This window comes from Hymenobacter sublimis (assembly GCF_023101345.1).
Lineage (GTDB): Bacteria > Bacteroidota > Bacteroidia > Cytophagales > Hymenobacteraceae > Hymenobacter > Hymenobacter sublimis.
The window spans coordinates 79,834-106,326 of the sequence record NZ_CP095848.1 but is presented as its reverse complement, the minus strand read 5'-3'; the positions used below and the strand labels follow the sequence as shown (position 1 = coordinate 106,326).

At 58.4% G+C, this 26,493-nt stretch carries 21 protein-coding genes, 1 tRNA gene and 1 pseudogene; 10 read left to right on the top strand and 13 right to left on the bottom strand.

Going from position 1 to position 26,493, the window contains the following annotated elements:
- Window positions 1-36: 36 nt before the first annotated feature.
- Both MWH26_RS00450 and MWH26_RS00445 read left to right on the top strand, forming a co-directional pair.
- Window positions 37-2,625 carry a YfhO family protein gene (locus MWH26_RS00450; protein ID WP_247975611.1) on the top strand — a complete coding sequence of 863 codons (2,589 nt, stop codon included), beginning with the start codon at window positions 37-39 and terminating at the stop codon, window positions 2,623-2,625.
- Between the two features lie 179 nt (window positions 2,626-2,804).
- Window positions 2,805-3,701, top strand: a complete 897-nt coding sequence (locus tag MWH26_RS00445) for a 1-aminocyclopropane-1-carboxylate deaminase/D-cysteine desulfhydrase (protein ID WP_247975610.1) — start codon at window positions 2,805-2,807, stop codon at window positions 3,699-3,701.
- A gap of 159 nt (window positions 3,702-3,860) precedes the next feature.
- Here the strand turns inward: MWH26_RS00445 and MWH26_RS00440 are convergent, their stop codons facing one another.
- Window positions 3,861-5,102, bottom strand: a complete 1,242-nt coding sequence (locus MWH26_RS00440) for a hypothetical protein (protein ID WP_247975609.1) — start codon at window positions 5,100-5,102, stop codon at window positions 3,861-3,863.
- A gap of 111 nt (window positions 5,103-5,213) precedes the next feature.
- Between MWH26_RS00440 and MWH26_RS00435 the strand changes: the two genes are divergently transcribed.
- Complete coding sequence (locus tag MWH26_RS00435; RefSeq protein WP_247975608.1) at window positions 5,214-5,849, top strand: DUF4230 domain-containing protein; 636 nt, start codon at window positions 5,214-5,216, stop codon at window positions 5,847-5,849.
- Between the two features lie 146 nt (window positions 5,850-5,995).
- Here the strand turns inward: MWH26_RS00435 and MWH26_RS00430 are convergent, their stop codons facing one another.
- Window positions 5,996-6,499, bottom strand: a complete 504-nt coding sequence (locus MWH26_RS00430; RefSeq protein WP_247975607.1) for a regulatory protein RecX — start codon at window positions 6,497-6,499, stop codon at window positions 5,996-5,998.
- A 228-nt stretch (window positions 6,500-6,727) separates the two neighbouring features.
- On the opposite strand from MWH26_RS00430, the gene MWH26_RS00425 reads away from it, so the two are divergent.
- On the top strand, window positions 6,728-9,397 hold the full coding sequence (locus tag MWH26_RS00425) for a DUF5686 and carboxypeptidase regulatory-like domain-containing protein (RefSeq protein WP_247975606.1): 2,670 nt from the start codon (window positions 6,728-6,730) through the stop codon (window positions 9,395-9,397).
- Window positions 9,398-9,457: 60 nt separating this feature from the next.
- Here the strand turns inward: MWH26_RS00425 and MWH26_RS00420 are convergent, their stop codons facing one another.
- From MWH26_RS00420 to MWH26_RS00410, 3 genes are read right to left on the bottom strand one after another with little or no spacing between them, the layout of a single operon-like run.
- Window positions 9,458-9,739 carry a DUF4834 family protein gene (locus tag MWH26_RS00420; RefSeq protein ID WP_247975605.1) on the bottom strand — a complete coding sequence of 94 codons (282 nt, stop codon included), beginning with the start codon at window positions 9,737-9,739 and terminating at the stop codon, window positions 9,458-9,460.
- Window positions 9,739-10,515 (bottom strand): FkbM family methyltransferase, encoded by a 777-nt coding sequence (locus tag MWH26_RS00415; RefSeq protein WP_247975604.1) that lies wholly within the window; start codon window positions 10,513-10,515, stop codon window positions 9,739-9,741. Before MWH26_RS00415 ends, MWH26_RS00420 begins: the two co-directional genes overlap by 1 nt.
- A 57-nt stretch (window positions 10,516-10,572) precedes the next feature.
- Window positions 10,573-11,040, bottom strand: coding sequence for a hypothetical protein (locus MWH26_RS00410; protein WP_247975603.1), 468 nt, complete (start codon window positions 11,038-11,040; stop codon window positions 10,573-10,575).
- Between the two features lie 121 nt (window positions 11,041-11,161).
- Here MWH26_RS00410 and MWH26_RS00405 point away from each other — a divergent pair.
- Window positions 11,162-11,234: transfer RNA gene (locus MWH26_RS00405), tRNA-Thr, on the top strand.
- Window positions 11,235-11,336: 102 nt separating this feature from the next.
- Here MWH26_RS00405 and MWH26_RS00400 read toward each other — a convergent pair.
- Complete coding sequence (locus MWH26_RS00400; RefSeq protein WP_247975602.1) at window positions 11,337-11,867, bottom strand: GAF domain-containing protein; 531 nt, start codon at window positions 11,865-11,867, stop codon at window positions 11,337-11,339.
- A 201-nt stretch (window positions 11,868-12,068) separates the two neighbouring features.
- Entirely contained in the window at window positions 12,069-12,605 is a 537-nt protein-coding gene (locus tag MWH26_RS00395) for a hypothetical protein (RefSeq protein ID WP_247975601.1), read from the bottom strand.
- A 209-nt stretch (window positions 12,606-12,814) separates the two neighbouring features.
- Between MWH26_RS00395 and MWH26_RS00390 the strand changes: the two genes are divergently transcribed.
- Window positions 12,815-13,573, top strand: coding sequence for an SDR family NAD(P)-dependent oxidoreductase (locus tag MWH26_RS00390; protein ID WP_247975600.1), 759 nt, complete (start codon window positions 12,815-12,817; stop codon window positions 13,571-13,573).
- Window positions 13,574-13,770: 197 nt separating this feature from the next.
- Here MWH26_RS00390 and MWH26_RS00385 read toward each other — a convergent pair whose 3' ends face one another.
- On the bottom strand, window positions 13,771-14,133 hold the full coding sequence (locus MWH26_RS00385; protein WP_244694582.1) for a hypothetical protein: 363 nt from the start codon (window positions 14,131-14,133) through the stop codon (window positions 13,771-13,773).
- Window positions 14,134-14,447: 314 nt separating this feature from the next.
- Between MWH26_RS00385 and MWH26_RS00380 the strand changes: the two genes are divergently transcribed.
- Together MWH26_RS00380 and MWH26_RS20130 are read left to right on the top strand one after the other, a co-directional pair.
- Complete coding sequence (locus MWH26_RS00380; protein ID WP_247975599.1) at window positions 14,448-15,047, top strand: C40 family peptidase; 600 nt, start codon at window positions 14,448-14,450, stop codon at window positions 15,045-15,047.
- A gap of 161 nt (window positions 15,048-15,208) precedes the next feature.
- Window positions 15,209-15,562: pseudogene (locus MWH26_RS20130) on the top strand (YkvA family protein); the annotation flags it as partial.
- 520 nt (window positions 15,563-16,082) lie between these two features.
- Here the strand turns inward: MWH26_RS20130 and MWH26_RS00370 are convergent.
- The 5 genes from MWH26_RS00370 to MWH26_RS00350 form a co-directional block, all read right to left on the bottom strand.
- Complete coding sequence (locus tag MWH26_RS00370; protein WP_188557956.1) at window positions 16,083-16,343, bottom strand: acyl carrier protein; 261 nt, start codon at window positions 16,341-16,343, stop codon at window positions 16,083-16,085.
- 234 nt (window positions 16,344-16,577) lie between these two features.
- Window positions 16,578-20,054: an efflux RND transporter permease subunit gene (locus MWH26_RS00365; protein WP_247975598.1), complete on the bottom strand. Its 3,477-nt coding sequence runs from the start codon at window positions 20,052-20,054 to the stop codon at window positions 16,578-16,580.
- 34 nt (window positions 20,055-20,088) lie between these two features.
- Window positions 20,089-21,228 (bottom strand): efflux RND transporter periplasmic adaptor subunit, encoded by a 1,140-nt coding sequence (locus MWH26_RS00360; protein WP_244694579.1) that lies wholly within the window; start codon window positions 21,226-21,228, stop codon window positions 20,089-20,091.
- 62 nt (window positions 21,229-21,290) lie between these two features.
- The gene (locus MWH26_RS00355; protein ID WP_244694578.1) at window positions 21,291-22,982 is read right to left on the bottom strand and encodes a TolC family protein; all 1,692 of its coding nucleotides are present in this window, start codon (window positions 22,980-22,982) and stop codon (window positions 21,291-21,293) included.
- Between the two features lie 22 nt (window positions 22,983-23,004).
- A complete protein-coding gene (locus tag MWH26_RS00350) occupies window positions 23,005-23,619 on the bottom strand; it encodes a TetR/AcrR family transcriptional regulator (RefSeq protein WP_244694577.1) in 615 nt (204 codons plus the stop codon).
- Window positions 23,620-23,827: 208 nt separating this feature from the next.
- Here MWH26_RS00350 and ispF point away from each other — a divergent pair, with 208 nt between their 5' ends.
- Window positions 23,828-24,307 (top strand): 2-C-methyl-D-erythritol 2,4-cyclodiphosphate synthase, encoded by a 480-nt coding sequence (gene ispF, locus MWH26_RS00345; RefSeq protein WP_244694576.1) that lies wholly within the window; start codon window positions 23,828-23,830, stop codon window positions 24,305-24,307.
- A 236-nt stretch (window positions 24,308-24,543) separates the two neighbouring features.
- Entirely contained in the window at window positions 24,544-26,241 is a 1,698-nt protein-coding gene (locus MWH26_RS00340) for a M28 family peptidase (protein WP_247975597.1), read from the top strand.
- The last annotated feature ends 252 nt before the right edge of the window (window positions 26,242-26,493 follow it).

The following is a 26,493-nucleotide window of genomic DNA, read 5'->3' as shown; positions in this document are numbered from 1 at the left end:
CGCTGGCAGGCAGTTTTCCGACTCGTAGTAAGCCGAATGACAACTCCTTTCCGTCCGGCCACCGCGCCGCTCTGGCGCCGGGTGCTGCCGCACCTGCTGGCCGTCCTGTTTTTCCTGGTGCTGGCCGCCGTGTACTTCTCCCCCATCTTGTTCGAGGGCAAAACCCTGGCCCAGCACGACATTGTGCAGTTCAACGGTGGGGCTCACGAGGCGGCCCAATACCGGGAGCAAACCGGCCAAGAGGCCCTCTGGACCAACTCCATGTTCTCGGGGATGCCGACCTACCTGATCAGCACCCGCTTCCCCGGCGACCTGAGCGTGTACCTGCACAAGCTGTTTACGCTGGGCTTGCCGGCCGTGGTAGCCAACTTGTTCCTGGCCCTGGTGTGTGGTTACGCCCTGTGCATTGCCCTGGGCCTCTCGCCGCTGGTAAGCGTGGTAGGAGCCGTAGCCCTGGGTTTTACCAGCTACAACCTGATCATTCTGGCTGCCGGCCACAACACCAAGAGCTTAGCCCTGGCCTACGCCCCCCTGGTGCTGGCGGGTTTGCTGGTGGCGTTCCGGCGCAATAGATGGCTGGGCACAGCCCTGTTTGCCCTGGGCCTGGCCATGAATGTGCGCTCTAACCACCTTCAGATAACCTACTACCTGCTGCTGCTGGTGCTGGTGTTTGGGGTAGTGGAATTGGTTTTCGCGGCCCGTGAGAAGCGTTTGCCCGACTTCTTCACCCGCACGGCTTTGCTGGCCGTGGCTGCCCTGCTGGCCGTGGGCGTGAGCTTCGGCCGCCTCTATACCACCCTGGAATACAGCAAGTACAGCATCCGGGGCAAATCGGAGCTGAAAACGGCAGCCCCGACTGCGTCGGGCCAAGCCGCTACCCCTGCCGACGACAGTGAAGGCTCGGGCCTGGGCAAGGAGTACGCTTTCAGCTACAGCTACGGCATCGGCGAAACGGCTACCCTGCTCATTCCGAACTTCTACGGCGGAGCTTCGCAGATGAAGCTGAGCGAGAACTCCGAAACCGGCAAGGCCCTGGCCGCGGCCGGCGTACCGCCCGTGCAGCTCACGGACTACCTGGCCCAAATGCCTACTTACTGGGGCGACCAGCCCATTACTAGCGGCCCGGTGTACGTGGGTGCGGTGGTGTTCTTCCTGTTTGTGCTGGGCTTGATGGTGGCCGACCGCCGCACTCGCATCTGGCTGCTGGCCGGCACGTTGCTGTCGGTGCTGCTGGCCTGGGGTAAGAACTTCGAGACGTTTAACTACCTGATGTTCGACTTCTTCCCCGGCTACAACAAGTTCCGGGCCGTGAGCATGGCCCTGACCATTGCCCAGTTGACCATGCCCCTGCTGGCCGTGCTGGCCCTGGCCCGCGTACTGCGCGGCCGTACCACGGCAGCGGCCCCAGTAGCCGCGGCTCCGGTAGCCGCCAGCACCCACCCGAGCCTGGCCGCCCTGGCCGGTAAGCCCGCGGATGATGCCGACACGGCCGCGCTGAAAAAGCAGGTGCTACGGGCGCTGGCCATTACGGCGGGCCTATGCGCCCTGGCGTTCTTGGTTGGGCTGGTGTCCGACTTCGCCGCTCCCATTGACGCGCAACTGCAGCAGCAAGGCTTCCCGCTGGACGCCCTGCGCGCCGACCGCGCCTCCCTGCTCCGCACTGACGTATTCCGCTCCCTATTTTTTGTGGCCGCCGCCGCTGGGGTACTCTGGTTTTTCCTGCAGCGCAAGCTCTCGACCGGGCTGGCTGCTACGCTGGTAGGGGTACTAACCCTAATTGACCTGTGGGGAGTGGACAAGCGCTACCTCAACGACGGTAACTTCCAGCAGGAAACCATTGCCGAGCAGTTCGTGCCCACTCCCGCCGACCAGCAGATTCTGCAGGACAAGGACCCTAACTACCGGGTGCTCAACGTGCAGAACCCCTTCAACGAGGCCCAGACCTCCTACTTTCACAAGAGTATAGGCGGCTACCACGGAGCCAAGTTGCGCCGCTACCAAGATTTGATTGAGCGGCAGATTTCGCAGAACAACACCCAGGTGCTCAACATGCTGAACACGCGCTACGTCATTGTGCCCGGTCAGCAGGGCCAGCCCCAACAGGTGCAACGCAACCCCGGCGCCCTCGGCAACGCCTGGTTTGTAAGTCAGGTGCAGAAGGTGCAAAACCCCGACCAGGAAATCAGTGCCCTAACCAGCTTGAACGCCGCTACCACGGCCGTTGTGGACGCCTCCAAGTTTCCGCAGGTGAAGACCTCTTACCCCACCGCCGGCGCCAGCATCGGGCTTACCAAGTACTCGCCCAACGAGCTGACGTACCGCTCTAACGCCCCCGCAGAAGGCCTAGCCGTTTTCTCGGAAATCTACTACCAGGATGGCTGGAAAGCTTACATCGACGGCAAGCTCGTGCCTCACTTGCGGGCTAACTATGTGCTACGGGCCCTGCCCGTACCGGCTGGTTCGCACACCATTGAGTTCAAATTCGAGCCCACCGAGTACGCCATTGGCAACACGGTTTCCATGATTTCCTCGGTGCTGCTGATTGCCGCCCTGCTGGGCGCCCTGTTCTACGCCCTTAAGCGCCGCCCCGAGCCTCACTCCATTCAGGACACTATGCTGGCCTAGTAGTGAAATGGTACGTTAGCAGGTAGAAAATTGGGCATCCTGCGTAGCGCCAAGGACCTTATCACGGCAGCACAACCTCGTAACAACGACTCGTTTACGCGTGATAAGGTCCTTAGCGCTACGCAGGATGACGTGTTAGTAAGGCATTAATTCCACTATCTCACGCTTCGTCTTTCTCTATGCTTCTTCAGCCGCTGCATGAGCCTGCCGCCGATAAGGCGGGTGTTCGGCTGCTCCTGCTGCGTGACGATCTGAATCATCCTGAGTTGCCCGGCAATAAGTGGCGCAAACTCAAGTATAACCTGCAGGAAGCGCGGCGGTTGGGTCATGATACGCTACTCACCTTCGGGGGCGCCTACTCTAACCACCTGGCGGCCGTAGCTGCGGCGGGCCGCCTAACGGGGTTACGCACCATTGGCATCGTGCGGGGTGAAGAGTTAGGTAGCCGGCCGCTAAACCCCACGCTAACCCAGGCCCGGGCCGATGGCATGGCGTTGCGTTTTCTGGACCGTGCTACCTACCGCCGCAAGCAGGAACCGGATGTTGAGGCGGCCTTACTACAGGAAACGGGTCCGGCCTACGTACTGCCCGAAGGCGGCTCCAACATCCTGGCTCTGCCGGGCTGCGCCGAGCTAGTTGCGGAGCTTGCGGACGTCACTGAGTTTGACACCCTCTGCGTGGCCTGTGGTACCGGTGGCACCCTGGCTGGCTTACTCACGGGCCTAGCTGGGCAGCGCGAAGCCCTGGGTTTTGCGGCCCTGAAAGGCGCCGATTTCCTACGGACCGATATCGACGCGCTAACCCAGCAAGCAGGTGGACGCAGCTACGCCAATTGGTTTCTCCACACGGCATATCACGGTGGTGGGTACGCCCGTTTAAGCTCGGAACTGCGCCGCTTTATTCAAGGGTTTGAGCATCGCCACGGCGTTCTGCTTGACCCCATTTACACCAGCAAGATGATGGTAGGCATCCTAGATTTGCTGAACCGTGGCTACTTCCGACGGGGTAGTACGGTAGTCGCCATCCATACCGGCGGTTTGCAGGCCTGGGCCGGTTTTGGCGGTAGCGGTGCATAAAATCACTTTGCGTACAACTCCTCTACGCTAATTGAAAATACAGCCTCAAGCAGGGCATCTTGCGGGCTGACGCCAAGTTTGCTGCTACAACATCAACCCGCAATGCGCTTCGCTTCCAGCTTTGCATGACGGCCAGCACTGCGTCAACCACAACTTTTACTACCTGCTTTCACCCTCTGATACCTCCGCAATAAGTGACGGGTGACTGCTTTTCTCCAGCCACTGCTGGGCCCGCCGCCACAGGGGTAGAGCCCCCAGAGCGGCCAGGGCAAACACGTAGGGCAACACAGGACCCGAAAACCGAATATCGTAGTCCTCAATGGTGAGCGTGATGATGCCGGCCTGCACTACGAAACCGGCCGCCAGAAACACCCGCATGGGCCGTGCCACGAAACGGTAAGCCAGCCCGCGCAGCGCCAGCCAGTAAACCAACGGCAGGGTCATAAACTGCCAGAAAATGTGCAAGGCCGAAAAGTAGGGCTTAGGAAAACCCATAAAAAAAATCAGCTTCCAGATAGCCAGCTGCCCGAAGTAGCGCGGATTATGCAGGATAAAATATGCCAGCCGTTCTACCGGCGTAGCATCCGGCGCGGGCAGCGCTAGCGGCCCAGTCGGGTGCATCAGGATGCCATCGTACATGAAAATGATCATGCCCTCCCGGTAGGTTTTTATCAGTTGAAAAGTAAGTAGCAACTGGTTGAGCGCCGTCCAGGCCACTGGCAACAGCAGTAGCGTCGCCCCTAGCACCAACCACTTCAACCGGCGCGGCCCCCGCTGCTGCACCACAACGGCCAGGGCTAAGGCCGCTGCTACCAGGGCCACAAACCCGTTGGGCCGTACGCTCACGGTGATTAATAGCACGAGCAGGGCTAGGGCCCCACTGCCAACCGTGCGCACGCGTGCCACTGCCCAAAAAGACAGCAGCAGCAGGCTGGTGAACAACGACTCCGTCAGTAGAAAGGCGTTAAACCGTTGAATGTCGGACCACCCGATGTAAAGCAACGTCGCTAAAAAGGCCGGCTCCCAGGCGCCGCGACCTAGACGCCGGACAGCGCGGTAAAGCGTTACGGTGGCTACGCCGGCCACCGCATATTGGCCTAAGGCCATGGCCGTGCGCCCCAGCCCTACCTTCAGGAATGCACTCAGAAATAACGGGTAGCCAATGTAGCGGGTGTAGTGCACCTTCACGAAGTTGCCTTGCTCAGCTATCTGGTGGGCGTAGTCGAGGTAGTGGACACTGTCGCCGTAGGCGTGCGGACTGTGGTTTACGTGCCAACTCACCACTTGCACCCCCAGCCAGCATACTACCAGCACCGCCACGTGGTAGCGGGCCAGCAGGCGCAGGCCGCGCAAAGCCAGCGCACTAACACGGGGTAGCAGAAAATTAGGAGCAGCGGCCATCAACGGTAACTAATACGCCCTAAAGCTAGGCTGCCAAGCCGGAACTGCGCGCCCGGGCCGCCACTGGGCCGGTAGCTTGCGTATACGGGACCATTACTGCTCTGCTTCTGTATGCCTCTACCGCGTTTGCTACGCCGCCTGCTGCCCTTAGCTTTTCTGCTGGGCCTGGGCTGGTTTCTCTGGCTGCAAGTCCGTCCGGTCTTGTCTGAGTTGGACAATCCGCTCAGCCCCACCCCGCGCATTACCGTGACGCACAATACCGTGCTGCAGAAGGTAGAAAGCCTGGGCCGACTGGAGCTGGTGCGCTACCAATTTAGGGATGTAGTGGAGTACAAGAAAAGCACCTACCGTTTCCTGCCCGACGCCAAAGTGGCGCTCATTGTAGCCGGCAATGCCGTGGGCTGCCTCGATTTGCGCAAAGTGCGCCCCCAGGACGTCGTGCTGGAAGGCGACTCGGTGCTTCGGCTGGCCCTACCGGCGCCGGAGCTATGTACTTGGCAAGTCGACCACGCCAAAAGTAAGGTGTACAGCGTGGAAAACGGCTTTTTCCAGGATGCAGAACTGGTAGACGCCGGCTACAAGTACGCCGAAGCCAACGTGCGCACCGCCGCGCTGCAGTCCGGCATTCTGGCCCAGACTACGCAAAACGCCGAGCAGATTCTGCGGCCCATGCTTGAGACGATGACCGGCCGCCGGGTGGTGCTGGTGCCGCGGCTGGAAAACCCACTCCTACCCGCCCGCCGGTAAGTAAGGGTCTAATTAAGCACTGTAAACTATCATTCCGACCATAACGAGGAACCTGGCTTAGACACCAGAAGGTTACCCCAGATTCCTCCCTACCGTCGGAATGACAGTAGAACGTTACGTAGCCCCTTGGCTTCCAGAGCCATCGGCTAGTTTTCCTCTTCTTCGGGAGCTTTGCCGAGGTCATCCAGGGCCATTTTTATCAGGTCCTGCTCATAGCCCTTGCCCACGAGGTAAAGCTGAATTTTTTGGCGGCGCTTGCCCGGGTGGCGCTCCTTTTCCTGGCGGTCCTTTTTCTCCAGCACGTCCACCAGGTTCTGGTAATACTCGTCTCCGTCAATTTCCTTCATGCCGGCTTTAATGCAGTACTCCGACAGGCCTTTTTGCTTAAGCTCCTGTTGAATACGGCGGCGGCCCCACTTCTTCTGACGTACGTGACCCCGCACAAAGCTCTTGGCGTAGCGCTCCTCGTCCAGCAGGTTTTCCCGACTCAGCCGGATCATGATTTCTCCCGCCTCGTCCTCGGTTAGACCGTAGTCGCGTAGTTTGCTTTCGGTTTCCTTGAACGTGCGCTCCTGGTAGGTGCAGAAAGCGGCAATTTTTTGCAGGGCCTCGGTAGGAGTATAAAATTTCTTCTTGGGCTGATTAATCATGGGGCAGAAAACGGAGTAGCGCGGCGGAAAGGATGTAAATAACCCAACATGGCCCAGCCTCCCTTGATTCCGCAGGAAGGCATAAGTCGGGAAGTTTGGGCAGCTAAGGTGCTTTGGGCTGGCGCAGTGAAGAATCGGGAGCTGTGGCTAGTATCGGGGCGCTGGGCAAGGTAGCGGAAGATCTATTTTCATCCTCAGCCAACCATTGCCGGCGCTATTTCCTCTATCTTGATACCACTTGTGATGATTCCGCAAATGCACCGCTATTTCCTGATTTTACTTCTACTGCTACGTACCGTTGCGCCCGCCACCGCCGGTATCGTCCGGGGCCGCATTACTGATGCGAAGGGAGAAGGCCTGGCGTTTGCCAACGTGGCCGTGCGCGCCAGCACCACCAGCACCGCCTCCAATGAGCAAGGCAACTACCAATTGCGCCTGCCCGCCGGCCGCTACGAGTTGGTGTTTCAGTACGTGGGTTTCAAGCCCCGGCTCGAAACCGTGCGCGTGGCCGGCGGCGACACGGCCACGGTACTCAACATCACGCTCAGCCCGGAAAACTACCAGTTGCGCGAAGTCATTGTGCGCTCCACCGACAAGGACCCCGCCTATACCATTGTGCAGCAGGCCATGCAGTGGCGGCGCTACCACCAGCGCGAGGTAGCGGCCTTCAAAGCCCGTACTTACATCAAAACCCTGGGTCGCTTTACCGATGTACCGGGCAAGATTCTGGGCCTAGTGAAAGTAGGGCCCGACATCAAGCCCGGCATTTTTTACCTCTCCGAAACCGTATCGGAAATGAGCTTCCGCCAGCCTAACGTGGTGCAGGAACGCATGATTTCCTCCCGAGTCAGTGGCGACACCAAAGGCATCAGCTTCAACCGGGCTAGTGCCGGGCGGGGCCTGAATTTCTACCAGAATGTGCTGAAAAGTGGTTTTTCGGAGCGGGGGTTCGTCTCGCCCATTGCCGCCAATGCCCCGCTGTTTTACCGCTACGAGCTGGAGGGTAGCACCCGCCAGGGCGCGCTGCTGATTCATAAGATTAAGGTGACGCCGCGCCGCCGCACCGACCCCGTATTTGCGGGCCACATCTACATTGTGGATGGCACCTGGCGGCTGCACTCTGTGGCCCTGAACCTGAGCAAGGATGCCCAACTCGACTACGTAGACAACCTGCACATTGAGCAGATTTTCGCACCTGCGCCCGGCCCGTCGGATGTGTGGGTCATGCAGTCACAGAAGGTAACGGTGGGCTTCACGGCGTTTGGCTTCAAGGGCAACGGCTACATCACGGCCATCCTCTCCAATTACAAGGTGACCCCCACGTTCCCGAACCGCCCCGCTCCTACTACCCCCGCGCCCGTCCCCGGCCCCGATGCGGCCGACGAGGCGCCGGCTGTAACCCGCGAAACGGTGGCTCAGGTGAAAAAGCAGAAGCCCAAAGTGGATGGCCTCAACCGCACCATGCGCCGCCAGAGCCGGCAGGTGGCCACTACCCGCGACACGAGCAGCCTTGCCCTGGGCCAATTGAAGCGGGGCGAGGTGATGCTGGTAGAGAAAGGCGTAAATGAGCGGGACACCAGCTACTGGGCGTCCATTCGGCCGGTGCCGCTCACGGAAGAAGAGCAGAAAGACTATCAGGTGAAGGACAGCACCGAGGTTATCCGCAATTCTCGCCCCTACCAGGATTCCTTGGACCGCAAGCGCAATGAGCTTAGCCCCAGCAAGTTTCTACTAACGGGCTACGTGTACAGCAACACCTTCCGCAAGCGCCAGTGGTACGTGGCGCCGGTGTTCAACATTGTGAACTACAACACGGTAGAAGGGCTGGTCATCAACCCCCAAGCTACCTACACCCAGCGCACCGACGACCGGCGGACCTGGTCCGTGACTCCATCCTTGCGCTACGGTTTCAGCAACGAGCTGCTTAGCCCCAGCGTAGCCGCCTCCTGGCAGCTCGACGCCGTAAAATTAGCCCGTATAAGCGTGGTGGCAGGCCGTACCATCGAGAATTTTGACCCCAGCAGCCAGCTTACGCCGTTTATCAACACGTACTACACGCTGCTGCAAAACCGCAACTACGCCAAGCTCTACCGCCGCGACGGGTTGCAGCTGGGCTACCAGTGGGAGCCCCTGAACGGCCTGACCGTGCAGACGACGGCCAGCTACTTCACTCGCCACGAGCTACAGAACACTACTTTCAAGCTCCTCACTGACCACGAAGACCGCACCTTCACCCCGAACGAACCCGTGAATGCCGAGCGGCCCGACGGCACCCGTTTTGGCCGCAGTCAGGCGCTTACTACCGAAATTACGGCTTCCTTCCGGCCGGGCCAGCGCTACATCACCCGTCCCGATGGCAAGTTCAACCTCGGCTCCAAGTACCCCACCTTCTCCCTGACCTGGCGGCAGGGCATTGGCGGTATTTTGGGTTCCAATGTGCACTACACGCTCCTGGAAGCCGGTGTGCGCCACTCCGTTAGCCTGGGGTTGTTGGGCACCAGCAACTATCGGGCGGCAGCCGGTTTTTTCCCCGGCTCACCCCGGCTGGCTTTCATGGATTTCCGCCACTTCAGCGGTAATCGTACCTACCTCACTGAGGACTTCGCCAAGTTCCAGCTGCTGGATTACTACCGCTTCAGCACCGCCGATAAGTTTCTGGAAGTCCATTATAACCACCACTTTAATGGCTTCCTGCTCAACAAAATTCCGCTGCTACGGCGCCTGCACTGGCAGGAAGTGGCCTCGCTCAACTACCTCACCACGCCTACTGCCAACCACTACCTGGAGCTGGGCGTGGGCGTAGAGCACGTATTCAAAATCCTGCGCGCCGACTTCTACACCAGCTTGCAATCTGGGCAGCGGGCCGGCACGGGCGTCCGGATTGGAATCGGGTTTTAACCGCAGTAAAAAGGGAGTGAAGTAGCTAAACTTCACTCCCTTTTTACTGCGGTTGCCTAGCTATTTAACGTCTTCGAAGTCCACGTAGTCACCACCGGTAAACTCTTTGGGTTTCTGGGGCTTCTGGCGGGGCGGCACGTAGTCGACGTGAACTTGGCCGGAACCTGGGCGGGTAGGGCCTGGCCCGGGGCGAGGCGCCTCGAATGGAGCGCCACCAAACTGCTGCCCAAAGCGCTGGGCTTGCTTTTTAACCAACTTGCCGACCATCAACCGGAGCACCAGCGGCATTACGAAGCGCATGATGAGCCAAAGGACCAGCAGAATGAGCAGGAATTTTACCATTAGCGAAGCTCTAGAGTGGGAGCTGGGGAAACGGGTTGAAAGTAGAAATCAGCCGTGACAGCGCTGCTTAGCTGCGCTTCGGTGCACGGCACAAGCTCAAAACGCTCGGACAAGATAAATGGTTTATACCCTAGCGTGCCTAGCAACCCAGCCACGGCCCGGCGGTTTTCCAGTCCATTTAGCTCGGTTTGAATAAGGGGTTGAAAGCGGCGTAGGGTAGCCTGCATATGGCGAAACACCTCATACTCAAATCCTTCCACATCACACTTCACGAAATCTAGGCGGGGAAGGTTCTGGAACAGCGCATCGGGCACGCGCATGGGTACTTCGTAGGTGCGGGCATACTGCTCCTGGGGGTTGCTGGCGGCCACTTTCGTCATGCCATGATGCAGGAGGCCGTCGCGCTCCGGGGTGCCCATCTGTACGGTGGTTTGTTCGCCGCCCAGGGCGTAGGGTAGCAGCGTCAGGTTCTGGTAGCCACTCAGGCGCACATTGTCCTGCCAGATAGCCTGAAAAGCAGGAATAGGCTCCACGGCTAGCACCTGCCCTTGCGGCCCTACCAGCCGGGAAAGGGCTACGGAGTAGTAGCCCAGGTTGGCCCCGATGTCAATGCACACGAAGCCAGGCTTTACAATCCGCTCCAAAAAGAACAGCTCCGGGTATTTCTGCCGACCCCAGCCCGCACCCACCAAACGCAGGTACACGCGACTGACCAGGCGGATATAGCGCTCAAAACCCAGCGTGCGGACCAGCAGTTTGCGCAATTGTTTCATCATAGCGGCGCAAAGATGCCGGAAAGACGGGAATCCTAGCTGCCGCGCCGGGCTTTCCTGCTACTCCTCTTCCGTAGTTGCCTGACTCCACCACGCCGAGGTGCCAGCCGCTACCAGTCCACCCAGCAGGTACCAGGCCACGGTCATGGCTTTGGTTTGCGGGGTGCGGTTGCTTGGGCCGTCGCCCAGGCCTAGGGGCCCGGGCAGTACCACACCGCCTACCCCCGCAGCCAAGCCCAACGCTATACCGCGCCACCACACGCCCCGGCCCGTGCCTACCAAACTGTAATACAGCCCATTGCTAGCAACGTCCCCCAGCAGCGTGAGCCCGTATGCGGTATTCTCATCGGGCTGCGGAGCATTGGCTTTGAACAAAAGTTTGCGCAGGCCCCGCTTGCCCAAAATGTCCATGCGTGGGGCGTCCACGGGGCGCAGTTGTCGCACCGACTCGTGCACGATGTTTAGGATTAGGGCGCCGGCCAGGCCACTGCCAAGGGCCTGCAAAAAGGAAGAGGAAGTTGACTTCATATGGGTAAAGCAGCCAGCGGTTAGTAGACGGTGGTTTCTAAAAATTTACGACGAGTGCTTGCGCGTTGTTCGCTGGGCTTTCTATCTTTGCTGCCCCTGACGGATACGCCGCCTCGGAAATGCCTCTTTAGCTCAGTTGGTAGAGCAGCTCATTCGTAATGAGCAGGTCGTTGGTTCGAGTCCAATAAGAGGCTCACAAGTACAGAAAGTCCGCCATTCTCTCGCACCAAGCGAGGAGTTGGCGGACTTTCTGCTTTACTGGCCTTACTGGAAGGCCTAGTTAAACAGTACCGGCGTTAAATTTTGCCCAGGCCCCGCACGTACTCCTGCACGACGGGTAGCAACAGAGGAACGGCAGCGTCCAGGTAGTCCCGCTCGGCGGCAGTCCAGTGGCGCGGGTGCCCGAATACGCAAGGCTGCAAAATCCCCCACAGTTGGCCATTATCCGTGATATGCGCATGTACTAAGGCCCGGTGCCCGAAAGTGCGGCGCTCAAACTCTTGGTTAAGCACTTCGGGGCCCGCTTCGTGCACATCCTCCACATATACCGAAGGACGGGCGGCCAGAGCGGCCCGGAACAACGGATCCTGTTTCGGCAGCTCGCCGGTGTCATCTTGCCAATCGTGGCGCGGATCGGGCACGGCCTCATCCAACCGCCAGACCAAGGCAATGCGGCCCCGGGCCTGAGCCGGGTCGCGGACGTAGAGGAAGCAACGGTCGGCACGCAGGTGGGGGCCAATCAAGTTGAGGGCCCGTTGCAAGGCCTCGGCCGGTGGGCTCCCGGCAGCTAACACGGCCGTAAGTTCGGCTAACGGTGAGACAGACATTGTTTTCTTGGCAAAGTTGTAGGCGTTCTTCTTTGATAATTACTAACCGTTCCGTGCCTTCCCGATAATCGGAAACTACACAGAGCTGCTGGGCTTGACTGAGCAGTACGTTGGAAACTCCGCCAAAAAAACCGGCCCACGAGAAATTTCTCACGGGCCGGTTTCCTACTCACGTGTCAGCTGGGGCTGATAGAAGGTTGCTTACAAATCGGAAGCGTAATCGTCTTCGCCGTAGCTGCGGGTAGCACCCCGGTATACGGAGTCGTTGGCGCTGTCCCACTTCGACGACGAAGCATTTGACTTGCTTGACTTATCGGATGAGCCGCGGTAAGAGCGGTACGTCTCGCCTTTGGCGCTGCTGCTCTTCGAGCGCAGGGCCAGCCAGCTCAAGCCGCCTACCAGCAGCGCGCCGCCCATTACTTTTTGGCGGGGCGTCAGCTTGTTTACTTGGTCCAGCGCCTTCGTGCCGAAATCTTTGATCTGGTTAACGTCGATATTTTTCAGCCACTGCTGTTGATCCAGCCACGACTGTTGCTGGCCCGACTGGCCTGACTGGCCTGAAGTGGAAGCTTTGCCTTGGGAGGAACCGGCGTTGCTGGGCTCGTTGTAGGCGGAAGAAGCAGAGTTGTCTGTGCCTTCGGCCGAGTTAGCGGCGTCCTGGGAGGTTTCGCTGGCAGGAGTAAAGGTGACGTGCTTATGGGCGGGAGCGCCGGGCTGGTTGGACTTTTGCGTGCTCATAGTGGAAAGGGTTGGGAATGGAATCTAACCTGAACCAGACCAGGGGTCAGTTCCCTCCCCTATTCGTGAAAAGTTAACGTAAGGTTATAGCCAGTACTAAAAATTATCCTGCTCAGGGCCAGGCACAACCTTGCCGGCCCGATGCTAGTAACAGCAAGGTTTTATCACCTGCTTGGTACTACAGCCATCCACGTTTAACCGCTCGCCACATGCCCTTTTCGCCCGTTGCCGACCCCGCCCGCCGCTTTCAGGATAAGGTTTGCTTGGTTACGGGTGCTACCTCCGGCATAGGGCAAGCCGTGGCCGTTCGGCTGGGCCGGGAAGGCGGCCGCGTGGCCGTGCTGGGGCGCGACGCTAAAGAGGGCCAGGAAACCGTGCAGCTCATTCAGCAAAGTGGTGGGCAGGCGCTGTTCGTGCGCACCGATGTGGGCAAAGACAGCCAGCTAGTGCACGCCGTGGAGCGCACCGTCAAGGAATGGGGCCGCATTGATGTGCTAATCAATGATGCGGGCACGATGACGTTTGAGCCCATCCTGAAACTCGACCCCAAGGCCTGGGACCAACTCATGCTGGTTAACCTGCGGGCGTTGTTTCGACTAACCCAGCTGTGCCTGCCTCACATGAAATACGGGGCCATTGTGGCCGTCAGCTCTGTGCACGCCCAGCAAACTACCGCTAACGTGGTGCCCTACGCCACCAGCAAAGGAGCCTTGGAAGCCTTCGTGCGCGGCCTCAGCCAGGAAATACCGCACACTCACGCCCGTATTAATGCCGTAGCGCCCGGCGCTGTGGATACGCCCATGCTCCGGGAAAACCCGAATGTTAAGAGCGGGAAAGAAAAGATTACCGGCCAGGTAGGCACCCCAGAAGAACTAGCAGCTGCTATCTGCTTTATTGCCTCTCCCGAAGCCAGCTTTATCAACGGCACCACCCTAGTAGCCGACGGCGGCCGCCTAGCAGCGCTGTGATACGGTGAATGAGTTACTGAGTAGAGGGAAGTGCTGTCATAGTGAGGGCACCGAAGCCATACTTTCATTCGTGACAAGCCCTTGATGTCCGTGCTGGCGTCAGGGGCTTGTCTGGTTATTAGGGGTAGGCGTTGGTCAGGACAGATGGCGTCATCGTGCCTCCTCGCCATGACACACTTCACTTAGTCATTCAGTTACTAACTCACTTTCGGCGTAGGATGTCGTTCAGCTTCCCCAGGCAAGGGCCGACCTTGGGCGTAGAGGTGGGCTTTTAACTCGGCGGCTTCCCGGGCGGCTACCTCAAACGGAATGTTGTAGTAGCCATAACGCACCCAGTCGCGGAGGTAGCGGGCCAAGAAGCCCAGGCGCCCATACTGTTCGAATTGCTGGATGTGCTCCATCTCGTGAGCTACCCAGAAAGGGTCACGCAGGAACTGGTCCCGACTAACCCCACTCAAGTGGATGCTGGAGCCCAGCACCATCGCCACATTGGGAGCCCCGAGCTTTAGCCGGGCCAGGCGAGCGAGGGGTGAATTCTCGACGATACGGGGGAGCTTCATGGGTAGGAAAAAGTTGGCCGGAGTATACGGAGAGTATTCCGAAGCGGTTGAGGAATTCGATATGATTCTTCCCCGAGTATCGTGTGCTATAAGAAGAATTTTATCTTAAATGAGGGGGTAAACTTGGTACTTCAGAATTTTTGGGCCTAGCTTTAACCAATAGCCGTCGGACTGGACTTCAGTTTCGGCGACTAAAAAGTCCCTTTTCGTCTCCCTTTTGCTTGCCGGTTTTCCCGGTTGCTTATCGAAAAAAAGAAGCACGCTTACGCTGCTCGGCTGACCCCAACAGCGCTCCTACCACCTCCCGACGGACAATGAAAAACAGCATTCTCTATTGCCTCGCCGCGGCCTCGATGGTCCTCTCTTTTTTCTTCGACAGCTCCTCTGCTCGCCCCGCTGCCTCAGCAGTGCCAGCCCCCCAGGAAGCTTCCTTCATCAGCACTTTACTTTCCGGCTCGGAGGAGCCCCGCTTGCTTACCGCCTCCGATTCCGTTGCCTACAACAAAGCAGCTCATCAGCTAGGCATTGAAGCTACCTATACGGCCGACCAATCATTGCTGGAAACGGTGGTATCGTGGTTGGGCACTCCCTACCGCTACGGCAGCAACAGCAAAAGCGGTACCGACTGCTCGGGCTTTGTAACCCGCGTATTTAAAGAAGCTTACGGCATTACGTTGCAGCGCAGCTCCCGCTCCATGTTCAGCAGCGTAAAGCACGTGCAGAAAGACGAAATGCAAACCGGCGACCTAGTGTTCTTCCGTCGGGGCCCCGGCCAGCCGATTTACCACGTCGGCATCTACCTGAAAGATGGCAAGTTCGTGCACTCTGCTACCAACGGTGGAGTTATGGTAAGCTCCCTCAATCAGGCCTACTACAGCCGCAATTTTTACGCCGCTGGCCGCGTAGACCACTAGACTTTTTCCGACCTGATTTTTCTGACGCCCCGCTTTGTCAAGTGGGGCGTTTTTGTTTTTGCCCCGATCTTGGGTCTGAAAACCATTTTACTTCAACGGAGTATAGCACACCGCTGGGGCACCAGTCTGCTCCTTTCCCACTTCTTCTCTCCTTACGCTCTATGGACAAGCAAACCCCTAACGGCGAACATATTGCCTCTTCGCCCCTCTTCAAAAAATTTGTTGGCAAGGCTGAAGAATACATCAAGAAGCCTACGCGCATGAAGCAGCTGCTGAATGACGCCTATCAGAAAGCCAGCGAAAAGAACGACGTAGGCTCTATTGCCCACGAGGCCTGGGATACGCTCCAAACCCTGTTCCGTCTGATTCGCACTTCGGTTTCGGGAGAATACACGGGCCTACCAACTACCACCGTTATAGCGGCCGTAGCGGTTACCATTTACTTTCTGAGCCCCATTGACGTCATTCCGGATTTTATTCCGGTGTTGGGCCTCCTAGATGACGTGGCTTTGGTTGCTTGGTTCAGCACCACCATCAAGGAAGAAATGGACAAGTTTCTGGAGTGGGAAAGAACTCGGCCTTCCCTGGTTTCGGATGCCGTGATTGTGGAAGACAAAGTAGCGGCTTCCCCCTCCATGCCTCCGGTAGAAGCACCTCCCATTGGCACCACCTCGTCAGCTAACACTGATTCTGGCATTAGCTCACCCAATAGCAGCAAGCCTGCCCCAGCCAGCATCACTGATGCTACCCCAGCAACAAACGTTACTCCCCGCACTGACACGGCCGGCAACACCACCGATAGCAGCCGGGAGCCTCACCTAAGCGCCAGCTCGGGCCGGGCTAGTGGCGGCGACCCAGGCGGCAACGTTCGCTAACGTTTCAGCCTTCCCCACGAAAAAGCCCCCGCGGGGCGGCAACTAGTATAAGTTGCCGCCCCGCGGGGGCTTTTTCGTGGGTCAGAAACAGTACCAGTTGACAACGTAACCGATAGGGCTGGTAGGCTAGCCTGACCAGCAATAATCCGATTCTGGCTGCTTAGGCAGCCTTGGCGTGCGAGGCCACATAGTCCACGAAATCACCAACGGTAGCCAGGGGTACTTCATCAGGGATGGTGATGTGGAAGTTACGCTCTAACTCCAGGATAATGTCGACAACGTCGACTGTGTCAAAGCCCAGCTCTTGGCTGAGGCTGCTACCGATACGCAGGCGACGGGCCTTGATGGCCTTGCGCTTGCTAATAATGCGCAGTACTTGCTGCTGAATGGATTTGGGGGCGGTAGTCGTTGAGGTGAACATACGGGGGAAACGACAGGGTAAAAGGGGGCTTGCAAACAAAGCGGGCCGGTAGGTCAGCTGCTACCCCGCCCGTTCGGGCGAAGGAGTCCTGGACCCGGCTGCATGGTTGCAAGCACCACCAGAAAAATCAGGGAATGTGCCTAGGAAGCTGCGGCCCATCGGCCCCGGCCCGGACTTCCGCGTTGGGTGCAACGAGGTAATAAGTCCGGGCCAGAGCAGAGGACGCCAGAGGCCCTAGTATTCGGCCAGCACCGGAGGGCGAGCAGCCGCTACCTCTTCATCGGAGGCAGGGGTTTCGGGGGTCTTTTTGAGGCGCAGCTTCAGGCTTTCACTCATCAGGTACATCACCGGCACTACCAGCAGGGTAACAGCCGTAGCAAACACCAGACCGAAGATGATGGTCCAGGCCAGCGGGCCCCAGAATACGACCGACTCACCCCCAATGAAGAAGTGTGGGTTGCCGGAAGCGAACAGCTCGTAGAAGTCGATGTTCAGGCCAATTGCCAGCGGAATCAAACCCAGCGTAGCGGCTGTAGCCGTTAGGATTACCGGATTCAGGCGGGTACGGCCGGCCAGTACAATGGCTTCGCGCAGGGGCATCCCCTGGCTACGCAGAATGTCGGTGAATTCAACGAGCAGGATACCGTTTTTCACCACGATACCCGCTAGGGCAATGATGCCTACCCCGGTCATAACGATACTGATGTTCATGCCCGTTATGGCCAGGCCCCAGAACACGCCCGCAATGGAGAACAGCACTTCCGAGAGGATGATAACCGGCTTGCTAAAGGAGTTAAACTGCGTTACCAGAATCAGGAAGATGAGGGCCAGAGCACCCAGACCAGCCATAGGCAGGAAGTCGGTGGTTTCCTTCTGGTCTTCCTCGGCCCCACCCATTTTAATGGTGTAGCCTGCCGGCGTGGGGAAGGACTGCAGAGCCGTGCGGATGTTGGCTACCACGTCGGGGCCGGTGTAGCCGTTGAGCACGTTGGAGCTGATGGTGATGACGCGCTTGGTGTCTTTGCGCCGGATGCCGCCGTAGGTGGAACCGTAGCTTACCTGGGCAATAGACGAAATAGGCACCTGACGCACGGCGCCAGTAGCGTCGCGGAAGGTCAGTGGGGAGTTGATGATGGCATCCACGTCGTTGCGGTAGGGCTTGGCGTAGCGCACCTGCACGGGATACTCATCGTCGGGGGTTTTGAATTTGCTGGCTTCCGCGCCGTAAATGGCCGTGCGCACTTCCAAACCAATCTGGCCGGTGCTGATGCCTTCCCGGTTGGCCCGGGTCCGGTCGATGTTCACGGCAATTTCCGGGTTACGATCCTCCAAGTTGGAGCGCAGGGCTTCTACCCCACCAATGTTGAGCGAATCAACGTAGCGGGTTACTTTCTTGCTGAGCTTAGCCAGGGTGGGGTAATCGTCGCCGATAACCTCAATGGCAATGGGCTTCTGCTGGGGCGGGCCGCTGGCTTCCTGGTCGACGGAAATTTCGGCGCCGGGAATCCCTTTCACTGCCTCCCGGATTTTATCCATGTAGGTACCGGTAGCTGGTCCGGTCCGGTCGCTTAGCTCCTTGAAGGCCACGGCCACTTTGCCCATGTTTGACATGGCCGTACCACTCGACGAGGATGCGTCGCCGGGGTCACCGGCGCCAATGGCCACGTTGCTGATGACGGATTCCACGTCGGGGTTATTGCGGCCAACGACGCCGTAGATGCGGTTTTCCAGCACTTTGGTGATGGAGTCCGTGATTTCTACGCGGGTACCCACCGGCATTTTCAGGTAGGTATAGATGAATTTCGGGTCGCCTTTAGGGAAGAAGTCCACCTTAGGGCTGCGCATGCCAATGGCCACAAAAGAGCCAACGAACAGCACAATCACGCCCACCATCACCAGGGCCGGGTGGCTGATAGCCCAGCGCACCAGACTGGCATAGCCGTTCTGGAAGCGCGGCAAAGCGCGCGTCTGGAACCAGGCAATCATCTTCACCAGCACAAACTTATCGAGCAGGATGAAGCCGGCCAGGGCCAGGCAGATGTTGCCGATGAAGTGGCCCATCAAGCCGCTGGTTTCGCCGTCGGGACCTACCTCTGGGGTAGCACCGAAGGCCAGCACGTTAAACAGCACGCCCAGCACCACCAGTACGCCTACGGCAATAAGGAGGCCTTTGCTCAGCTTGGGTTTGCTGTGCAGGTCTTCCTCGAAGTGCTCCTCGCGCTCCATGAAGCTCACGGCAAATACCGGGTTCATGATGAAGGCCACCACCAGGGACGACATCAGGGTAATGATGAGCGTCACGGGCAGGTAGTACATGAACGAGCCCACAATACCGGGCCAGAACATCAGCGGCACGAAGGGCGCCACCGTGGTAAGCGTACCGGCCAGTACCGGCACGAATACTTCCCCGGCCGCAAATTTGGCGGCCTTTTCGGTGGTCAGCTCGGGGTGCTCATGCAGGAGGCGGTGGGTGTTTTCAATTACCACAATGGCGTCGTCCACCACAATGCCCAAGGCCAGCAGGAAGGCAAAGAGCACAATCATATTCAGGGAGAAATCGAAGCCCGGAATGATCAAGAAGGCCAGGAACATCGAAATCGGCACCGAGAGGCCCACGAACATGGCGTTGGTGGTGCCCATGAAGAACAGCAGAATGGCCGTTACCAACAGGAAGCCGATAACGATGGTGTTAATCAGGTCGTGCAGGGTTACGCGAGTGTCATTGGAGGTGTCACCCGTAATGGTCACTTTCAGCTCGTTAGGCAGCGTTTTCTGGGCATCCTTTACCAGGGCCTTGATCTTGTCAGAAGCGTCAATCAGGTTTTCACCCTGGCGCTTTACTACGTTCAGGGTAATGGCGGGCTTGCCATCGAGGCGGGCGTACGACTCCCGATCCTTGAAGCCATCCTCCACGGTAGCAATGTCGCCGAGGCGCACGGCGGCGCCGTTGAGGTTCTTCACCTGAATGTCGGCAATGTCCTCGGCGCGCACGTACTGGCCGGCCACGCGCACGGCCCGCTTCTGAGAGCCCACGTCCACGGAGCCGCCCGAAATGGTCACGTTTTCACGGGCAATGGCATTGCTGATATCCGAGAAGCTCAGGCGTGAAGCCCGGAGCTTGTTCAGGTCCACATCCACGTTCACCTGCTGATCAAGGGCCCCGACGATGTCCACGCGGGTAATTTCGGGTAGGGCCTCAATCTTATCCTGGAAGTCGTCGGCGTACTTTTTCAACTGTACAGCCGGCAGGTTACCGCTCAGGTTCACGAACATGATGGGCTGCTCCGAGATGTTGATTTCCTTAACCGTGGGCGGCGAAGGCAAATCGTTGGGCAACTCGGGCGCGGCCTTGTCCACGGCGTCCTTCACCAGCTGCTTGGCGTACTGCACGTCCACACCCGAGTTAAACTCGATGTCCACGATGCAGTAGTCCTGGTTAGAGGTGGAGTTGATTTTCTTTACCCCGTTCACGCTTTTCAGCTCCTTTTCGAGCTGGCGCGTCACTAGGTTTTCAATATCCGCTGGCGAAGTGCCGGGGTAAATGGTGGCCACGATGATGCGCGGAATGACGATGTCGGGAAATTTCTCTTTGCCCAGCTTGATGTAGGCAAAAATCCCCGCCACGCACAGCAGCACCGTGATGATGTAGATGCTGGTTTTATTATTAATCGACCAACTGGTCGGCCCAAACTCTTTCTCTATGTCCTGCATGTTGTTGGGTTTTTGGCGGTTGAGGTGACGCCGGTTAAATCGTCACCAATTGGCCTTCGTTCAGGGTCTGGTAGCCAGCCGAAATCACCTGGTCGCCAGCCTGCAGGCCGCTGGTTACTTCCACCTTGCCGTTGTAGGTCTGGCCGGTCTGGATAACGCGCTTGGCAGCCACTTTCTTGCCACCTTTCTCACTGACTACCAGCACGTAGCTGTTCTGCTCATCCTTTTGCACCAAGTCCACGGGCAGCACGGTGGCATTCTGACGGTCGTAATTCTGGATGCGGACGTTGGCCACCATGTTGGGGCGCAACTGGCCGGCTTTGTTGCCGCTTAGGCGCAGCTCAGTAGTGAAGGTGCGGCTGGTGGGGTTAATGGTGCTCGACACCACCCGCACGGTAGCGGGCAGTTCCTCACTACCCAGGTCCGGAATGGTTACCAGGGCCTTGTCGCCGGCCTTGATGCGGGAGGCGTAAGCTTCCGACACATCCGCCAGGATTTTGCCCGTGCCACTGCTGCTGATGAGCTTTACTACCGGCGCGCCGGGTGCTACGGCTTCGCCCAGTTTGGGCAACACATCATCTACAGTGCCCGCAAACGGAGCGACTACGGTATACAGAGCACGCTGCTGGTTAAGAGTGCTGAGGTTGCGCTGCAAGGCCTGGTAGTTATTCTTGGCCTGCAGGTACTGAATTTCGGTACCAATTTGCTGCTTCCAGAGGCGGTCCTGCTTCTCGTATACCACGCGGGCCAAATCCATGCGGGTGCGCAGCTCAGCAATGCTGGCGTCGAGGATGCTGGCGTCCACGGTAGCCAGGGTCTGGCCTTTGCTTACCCGGTCGCCGCGCTGCACGCGCAAGCTGGTGAGGGTACCGGCGGCGCGGGCGGCTACGGTGGCGTTCTGATCGAAGTCAACGCGGCCCTGCAGCTCCAGGTAGCTCTTAAAGCTCTCGGGCGCTACGTTGATAACGGATACGGGCGTGGTCTGGGCAGCCGCGCCTTCGGCCTTGGCGCCAGTTTTGGCTTCCAACTCAGCAATTTTAGCCTGGTTGGCGGCTTGTTCTTTCTTCAGCTCGGCCAACTCTGCTTTCGGGTCTTTTTGACCGCCGCAGGCCGCCGTGAATATGCTGATAGCTACTAGCGGATAGCTGATAGCTTTGTTTAGAGAAAAGTTCATAGGAAGTCGTAGGGAGAAGTTCCGAGGAAAAAGCTAACAGCCAGCAGCTATCAGCCAACAGCTTATTTCTTGGCTTGGTTGTACAGCTCGCCGGTAGCTTTGTCGCGGTCCACTTTGGCTACCAGCACGTCGTAAAGGGCGGCGTAGTAGTTGGTTTGGGCTTCGCGCAGGGAGGTTTCGGCGGTTACTACCTCTAGGTTGGAGCCCACGCCTTCTTTGAACTTGATGCGCGACACACGGGCTACCTCGTCGGCCAGCTCCAAGTTGGCTTTCTGGTTGTCCAGCACGTCCAGGGCATTCACGAGGGTAGTGCGGCTCTGGGCATCCTGCAAGTCAATGCTCTGGCGCAGGGTTTCGAAGCCCCGCTCAATGGTTTGCTGGGCAATGCGCGCCTGCTGCACCTGGTACTTGCGGCGGAAGCCATCAAACACCGGTATCTGCAAGCTCAGGCCCACGTTGCCGAAGCCAAACCAGTTCTGGTTCGGGAAGCCATTTGCCGCCCGGGAGTCGGGCCCGCGGAAGGCAAATAGGTCGCCGGCAGTATTAGCCGAACCCGTGAAACCATAGGCAGCCGTAGCCAGCAGACGGGGGTAGGCGCCAGCCCGGCGGTTGGCCAAATCGAGACCCGCCAGTGCCTGCTGGGTTTCCAGGGTGCTAAATTCAATGCGGTTATTGTAGTTGAAGGCAGCAGCCAACTGGCCCGTGCGCGCTCCACTCAGGGCCGTTTGCTGGTCCTGGCGGTTTTGCGCATCGGTATTGCCAGTGGCCGGAGCCGGGGCGCTCGGCACGCCAGCCAGGCCACTCACACCGCCACCCGTAGTCGGGCTGGCTACCCCGAGGCGCTGGCGCAGGGCACCGGCATCTACTACGGCGGCTCCGAGTGAGTCGGTAAGTTGCACGGTCTGGTCCTGGGGTAGGCCCATCTGAAATTTCAGCAGAGCCACGCTCAGGTCGGTGAGGCGAGCCGCTTTCTGCTGCTCCACCACCAGGTTATTGCGCTGCACCTGCAGGCGCTGCACGTCCAGCTTCTCGGCAAAACCAGCCTTGAAGGTTTGGTTCGTTTGGTAAAGAATTGTGTCGAGGCGCTGCACGTTGCGGGCGAGCAGCTGCAGCCGTTCCCGGGCTACCAAGGTGCTATAGTAGGCCTTGCTTACCTGCTCCACTACCTCAATTTCTGCCTGCTGGGTTTGCTTTTTGGCGAGCTGCTCGTACACTTTGGCGGCTTTCAGGCCGATCAGGTAAGAACCATCGAACAACAGCTGCGACACCGAGGCACTGGTGTTACCGGCGTACTGCAGGCCGAAAGCCAAAGCCTGAGGCGGCGCGGGCTCGGAGGGCAACACGACCGTCGACAGGTTGACGGTTTGCCCGCCCTGGGCTGCGGCAATATCGGTGGGCGTTAGCTGGGTAGCCGTTGAGCCACCGGCGAAGGCACCAAAATCCACCAGGCTCTTCTGGAGCTTGAAGTTGTCGGCCAGGTTAGCGGCCACGTTCACCTGGGGCAAACCCGCCGACTTAATCTCGCCGACCCGCGCCCGCGCCGTCTGTTCGCCTAGGCGCGTAGCCAGCAACGACGACTTATTTTTAATAGCGTAGTCAACGGCCTGTTGCAGAGACAAGGCCATGTCGCCCAGGGGCGCCGACTGGCCGGCCACGGCTGGCCGGGGTGCCGGCGTCTGGGCTAGCGCGGCGCTGGCCGGAGCCAGCAGCCCCGGCCCGGCGGCCAGCAACAAAACGCGGAGGTTATTCTTCATATCGGAAAGCAGGTGTTAGAGCTTATTCTTCTTCCGTCACGTGACGGTACTCGTTAATGAGCTTGTGGCCTTTCAGCGTTACCATGCCCAGCAGAAAATGCTCGTTGCAGGCTATCTGCACGCGGGGCTGGTCGAACTGGGCGTGGGGAAATATTTCGGGGTCAAACAGCACGTCGATTTGGGCTAGGCGCAGGCGCGAGAGCACCTCAATGTCAAGGTCGGCGCGGTAGAGGCCTTCGGTTACACCCCGGCGCAGGTTGGCCTGGATCTGACTCAGGATGTACTTGTTCTTGTGGGCATGAAACAGGTTCCAGGCAGCGGGGTAATACTTGCGCAGGTCATGAATGGCCGTGGGATTCACGTTGGCAAACTGCCGCTTGGCCCAATCCATCATCTGTACCATTTCGTCCACGGCATTGAGAGCATGGCCAATGATGCCTTCACACTCACCCTGAACCCCGTTTAAATGGTTGCTGATGACAGCTGATACAATCTGGTCCTTGTTTTCAAACCACTTGTAAAGCGTCTTTTTCGAGATACCCAAGTGGGTAGCAATATCATCCATCGACACGCTCTTAATCCCGTTGCGGGTAAAGAGGCCCATGGCTGCGTGTAAGATTCGGTCTTTGATTTCCATGACTACGGGTGCAAAGATACAATGGAAACTTTTAACGACTCCCTAGTTTCCATTAATTTTCTGCTATTCTTTTTACCTCGTAGCGGGTGGTTCTTCCTGCTTGACGGGCGAAACGCGGTTTTACTTTGCCGGCCGTTGCTTTTTTTTGCCGTAGCGCAACGGCGCTGGTGCCGTACCTTGCTGCTCTGTTTCCTACTTCCCCTACCCCATGAAAATCCGGACTGGCTTCGGCTACGACGTTCACCAACTTCAGGAAGGCCTGCCTTTCTGGCTCGGCGGCATTCAGGTGCCCCACACCCACGGCGCCCTCGGCCACTCCGATGCCGACGTGCTCATCCACGTCATCTGCGACGCGCTGCTGGGCGCGGCCAACCTGCGCGACATCGGCTTTCATTTCCCCGATACCGACCCGCAGTACAAAGGCATCGACAGCAAGCGCCTGCTCTCGGAGGTAGTGCGTTTGCTCCAGGAACGCGGCTATAGCATCTCCAACATCGATTCTACCATCTGCCTGGAAGCGCCCAAGGTCAATCCGCACATCCCCCAGATGCAGCGCGTGCTGGCCGAGGTGATGGGCATCGAGCCCGACGACATTAGCATCAAAGCCACTACCACCGAAAAGCTCGGCTTTGTGGGCCGCCGCGAAGGTGTGGCCGCTTACGCCTCCGTGCTCATCATGCAACCCTAAGTGGTGGATGCGTGACTGAGTGAATAAGTGAGGTGGTGCTTGAGTGAGCGTCATCCTGAGTTCAGCAAAGGGCCTTTTCAACTGGAGCGAGTCGTTGTGAGGAGGTTGTGTTGACGTGGTAAAGTCTTACAGCTACTACCTCAGGATGACGTATCTTTTCACTGCTCACCCATGTACCAACTCACTTAGCCACCCAGTCCTCAAATCACTTTTTCCTACCCAATCTTTTCCTTCTAATGAAGAAAACCTCCTTTCTGGCCTTCTTGCTGGCAGCAGGCGTAGCTACCTCCGCGGTAGCTCAGCAGGCGCCCGAGAAAACCAAGGTCAAGGTAAAGCGCAAGAATAAAACCGAAGCGCCCGCCGCTACGGCCGAAACCGCGCCTGCCCAAGCGGCCCCGGCTGCTACCGCCGACTTTGCTCGTACCTACGCCGAGAGCATCACCCAGGCCGATTTGCGCCAGCACCTGACCGTGCTGGCTTCAGATGCCTACGAAGGCCGCGAAACCGGTGAGAAAGGCCAGAAAATGGCCGCCGAGTACATTGCCAACCGTTTCAAGGAGCTGGGCCTGCAGGGTCCGGTGCAGGGCTCCGACAACCCCTACCTGCAGCACTTCACTATGGTGCGCAGCACCTGGGCCGATGGCGCTACTCTCAAAGTGGGCGGTCAAACCTACAAGTGGCTGACCGATTTCTACGCGGCTGGCAGCACTGGTTTCGCGCAGGAAACGACCATTCAGCCAGTATTTGCCGGCTACGGCATCGAGCAAGATGGCTACTCCGATTACGCTGCCCTCGGCGACGTGAAAGGCAAAGACTTGCTAGTTCTGATTGGCGAGCCCCAGAACAGCAAAGGCACTGCCCTGCTGGGCAAGGACGGGCAGGGTAGCAAATGGGGCCAGGACTACCGGGCCAAGCTGCAGATGGCCACCCAGAAAGGTGCCCGCTCGGTCTTCTTCGTAGATTTTAACCCCAACAGCAACTTCGAGAAGATGGCGGCGCGCATGACGCCTTACATCAGCCGCCCCAGCATTGCCTTCAAGGATGCCGCGCCCGGCCAGACCCGCGCCACGGCATTTTTCGTGTCGCCGGCAGTAGGCTACAAGATGCTTGGCGCTACGGCTCCGGCCGTAACTAAGTACACTACTAGCGTAAATACGGCCGGCAAGCCGGTGGCAGGCCCATTCAAGCCAGCCAAGATTTCGGTAAAAGCCGCGAAGAAGACGGAAGACTTCACCACCGAAAACGTGCTGGGCTACCTGGAAGGTACCGACAAGAAGGACGAAATCATGGTTTTGTCGGCGCACTTTGACCACATCGGCATTATCAATGGCGAGGTGCACAACGGCGCTGACGATGACGGCTCGGGCACGGTAACGGTGCTGGAAATGGCCGAAGCCTTCACCAAGGCCAAGGCCGAAGGCCGCGGGCCGCGCCGTAGCGTGCTGTTTCTGACGGTAACAGGCGAGGAAAAGGGCCTGCTCGGCTCCGAATACTACACTGACCACCCCATCTTCCCGCTGGAAAAGACTATGGTCGACCTGAACACCGACATGGTGGGCCGCACCGACAAGGACCACGAGGGCAAGGGTGACTACGTGTACGTCATCGGCTCCGACAAGCTTAGCTCCCAGCTCCACCAGGTGCTACTGGATCAGAACCAGAAGTACAGCCAAATGGACTTAGACTTCCGCTTCAACGACCCCGAGGACCCGAACCGCTTCTACTACCGCTCCGACCACTATAACTTCGCCAAGCACCGTATTCCGGTGGCCTTCTTCTTCAACGGCGTGCACGATGACTACCACGGCCCGGGCGATGAAGTTGACAAAATTGAGTTTCCGCAAATGGAGAAGCGCGCCCGCCTGGTGTTCTACACCGCCTGGGACCTGGCTAACCGCGACCAGCGCATCATCGTCGACTCAAATAAGAAGTAGAGAGGTACTGGGTGAAAAGTGACAGGTAAGGAAGTGACGGGCAAAATGAACGTCATTCCGAGCCCCGCGGCGAGGAATCTCGCGTGCTGACGTTGCAGACCTTATAGGTTAGCCAGCGGTAGTGATGCTTCGACTGCGGCTGCGCCTCTGCATGACGACTTTTACTTCCTCTTTCCCTTCTTATTAACCAAAATTAAAACCCGCCGAACCTCCTGGGGCCCGGCGGGTTTTTATCTTTGCTAAGAACCTGTT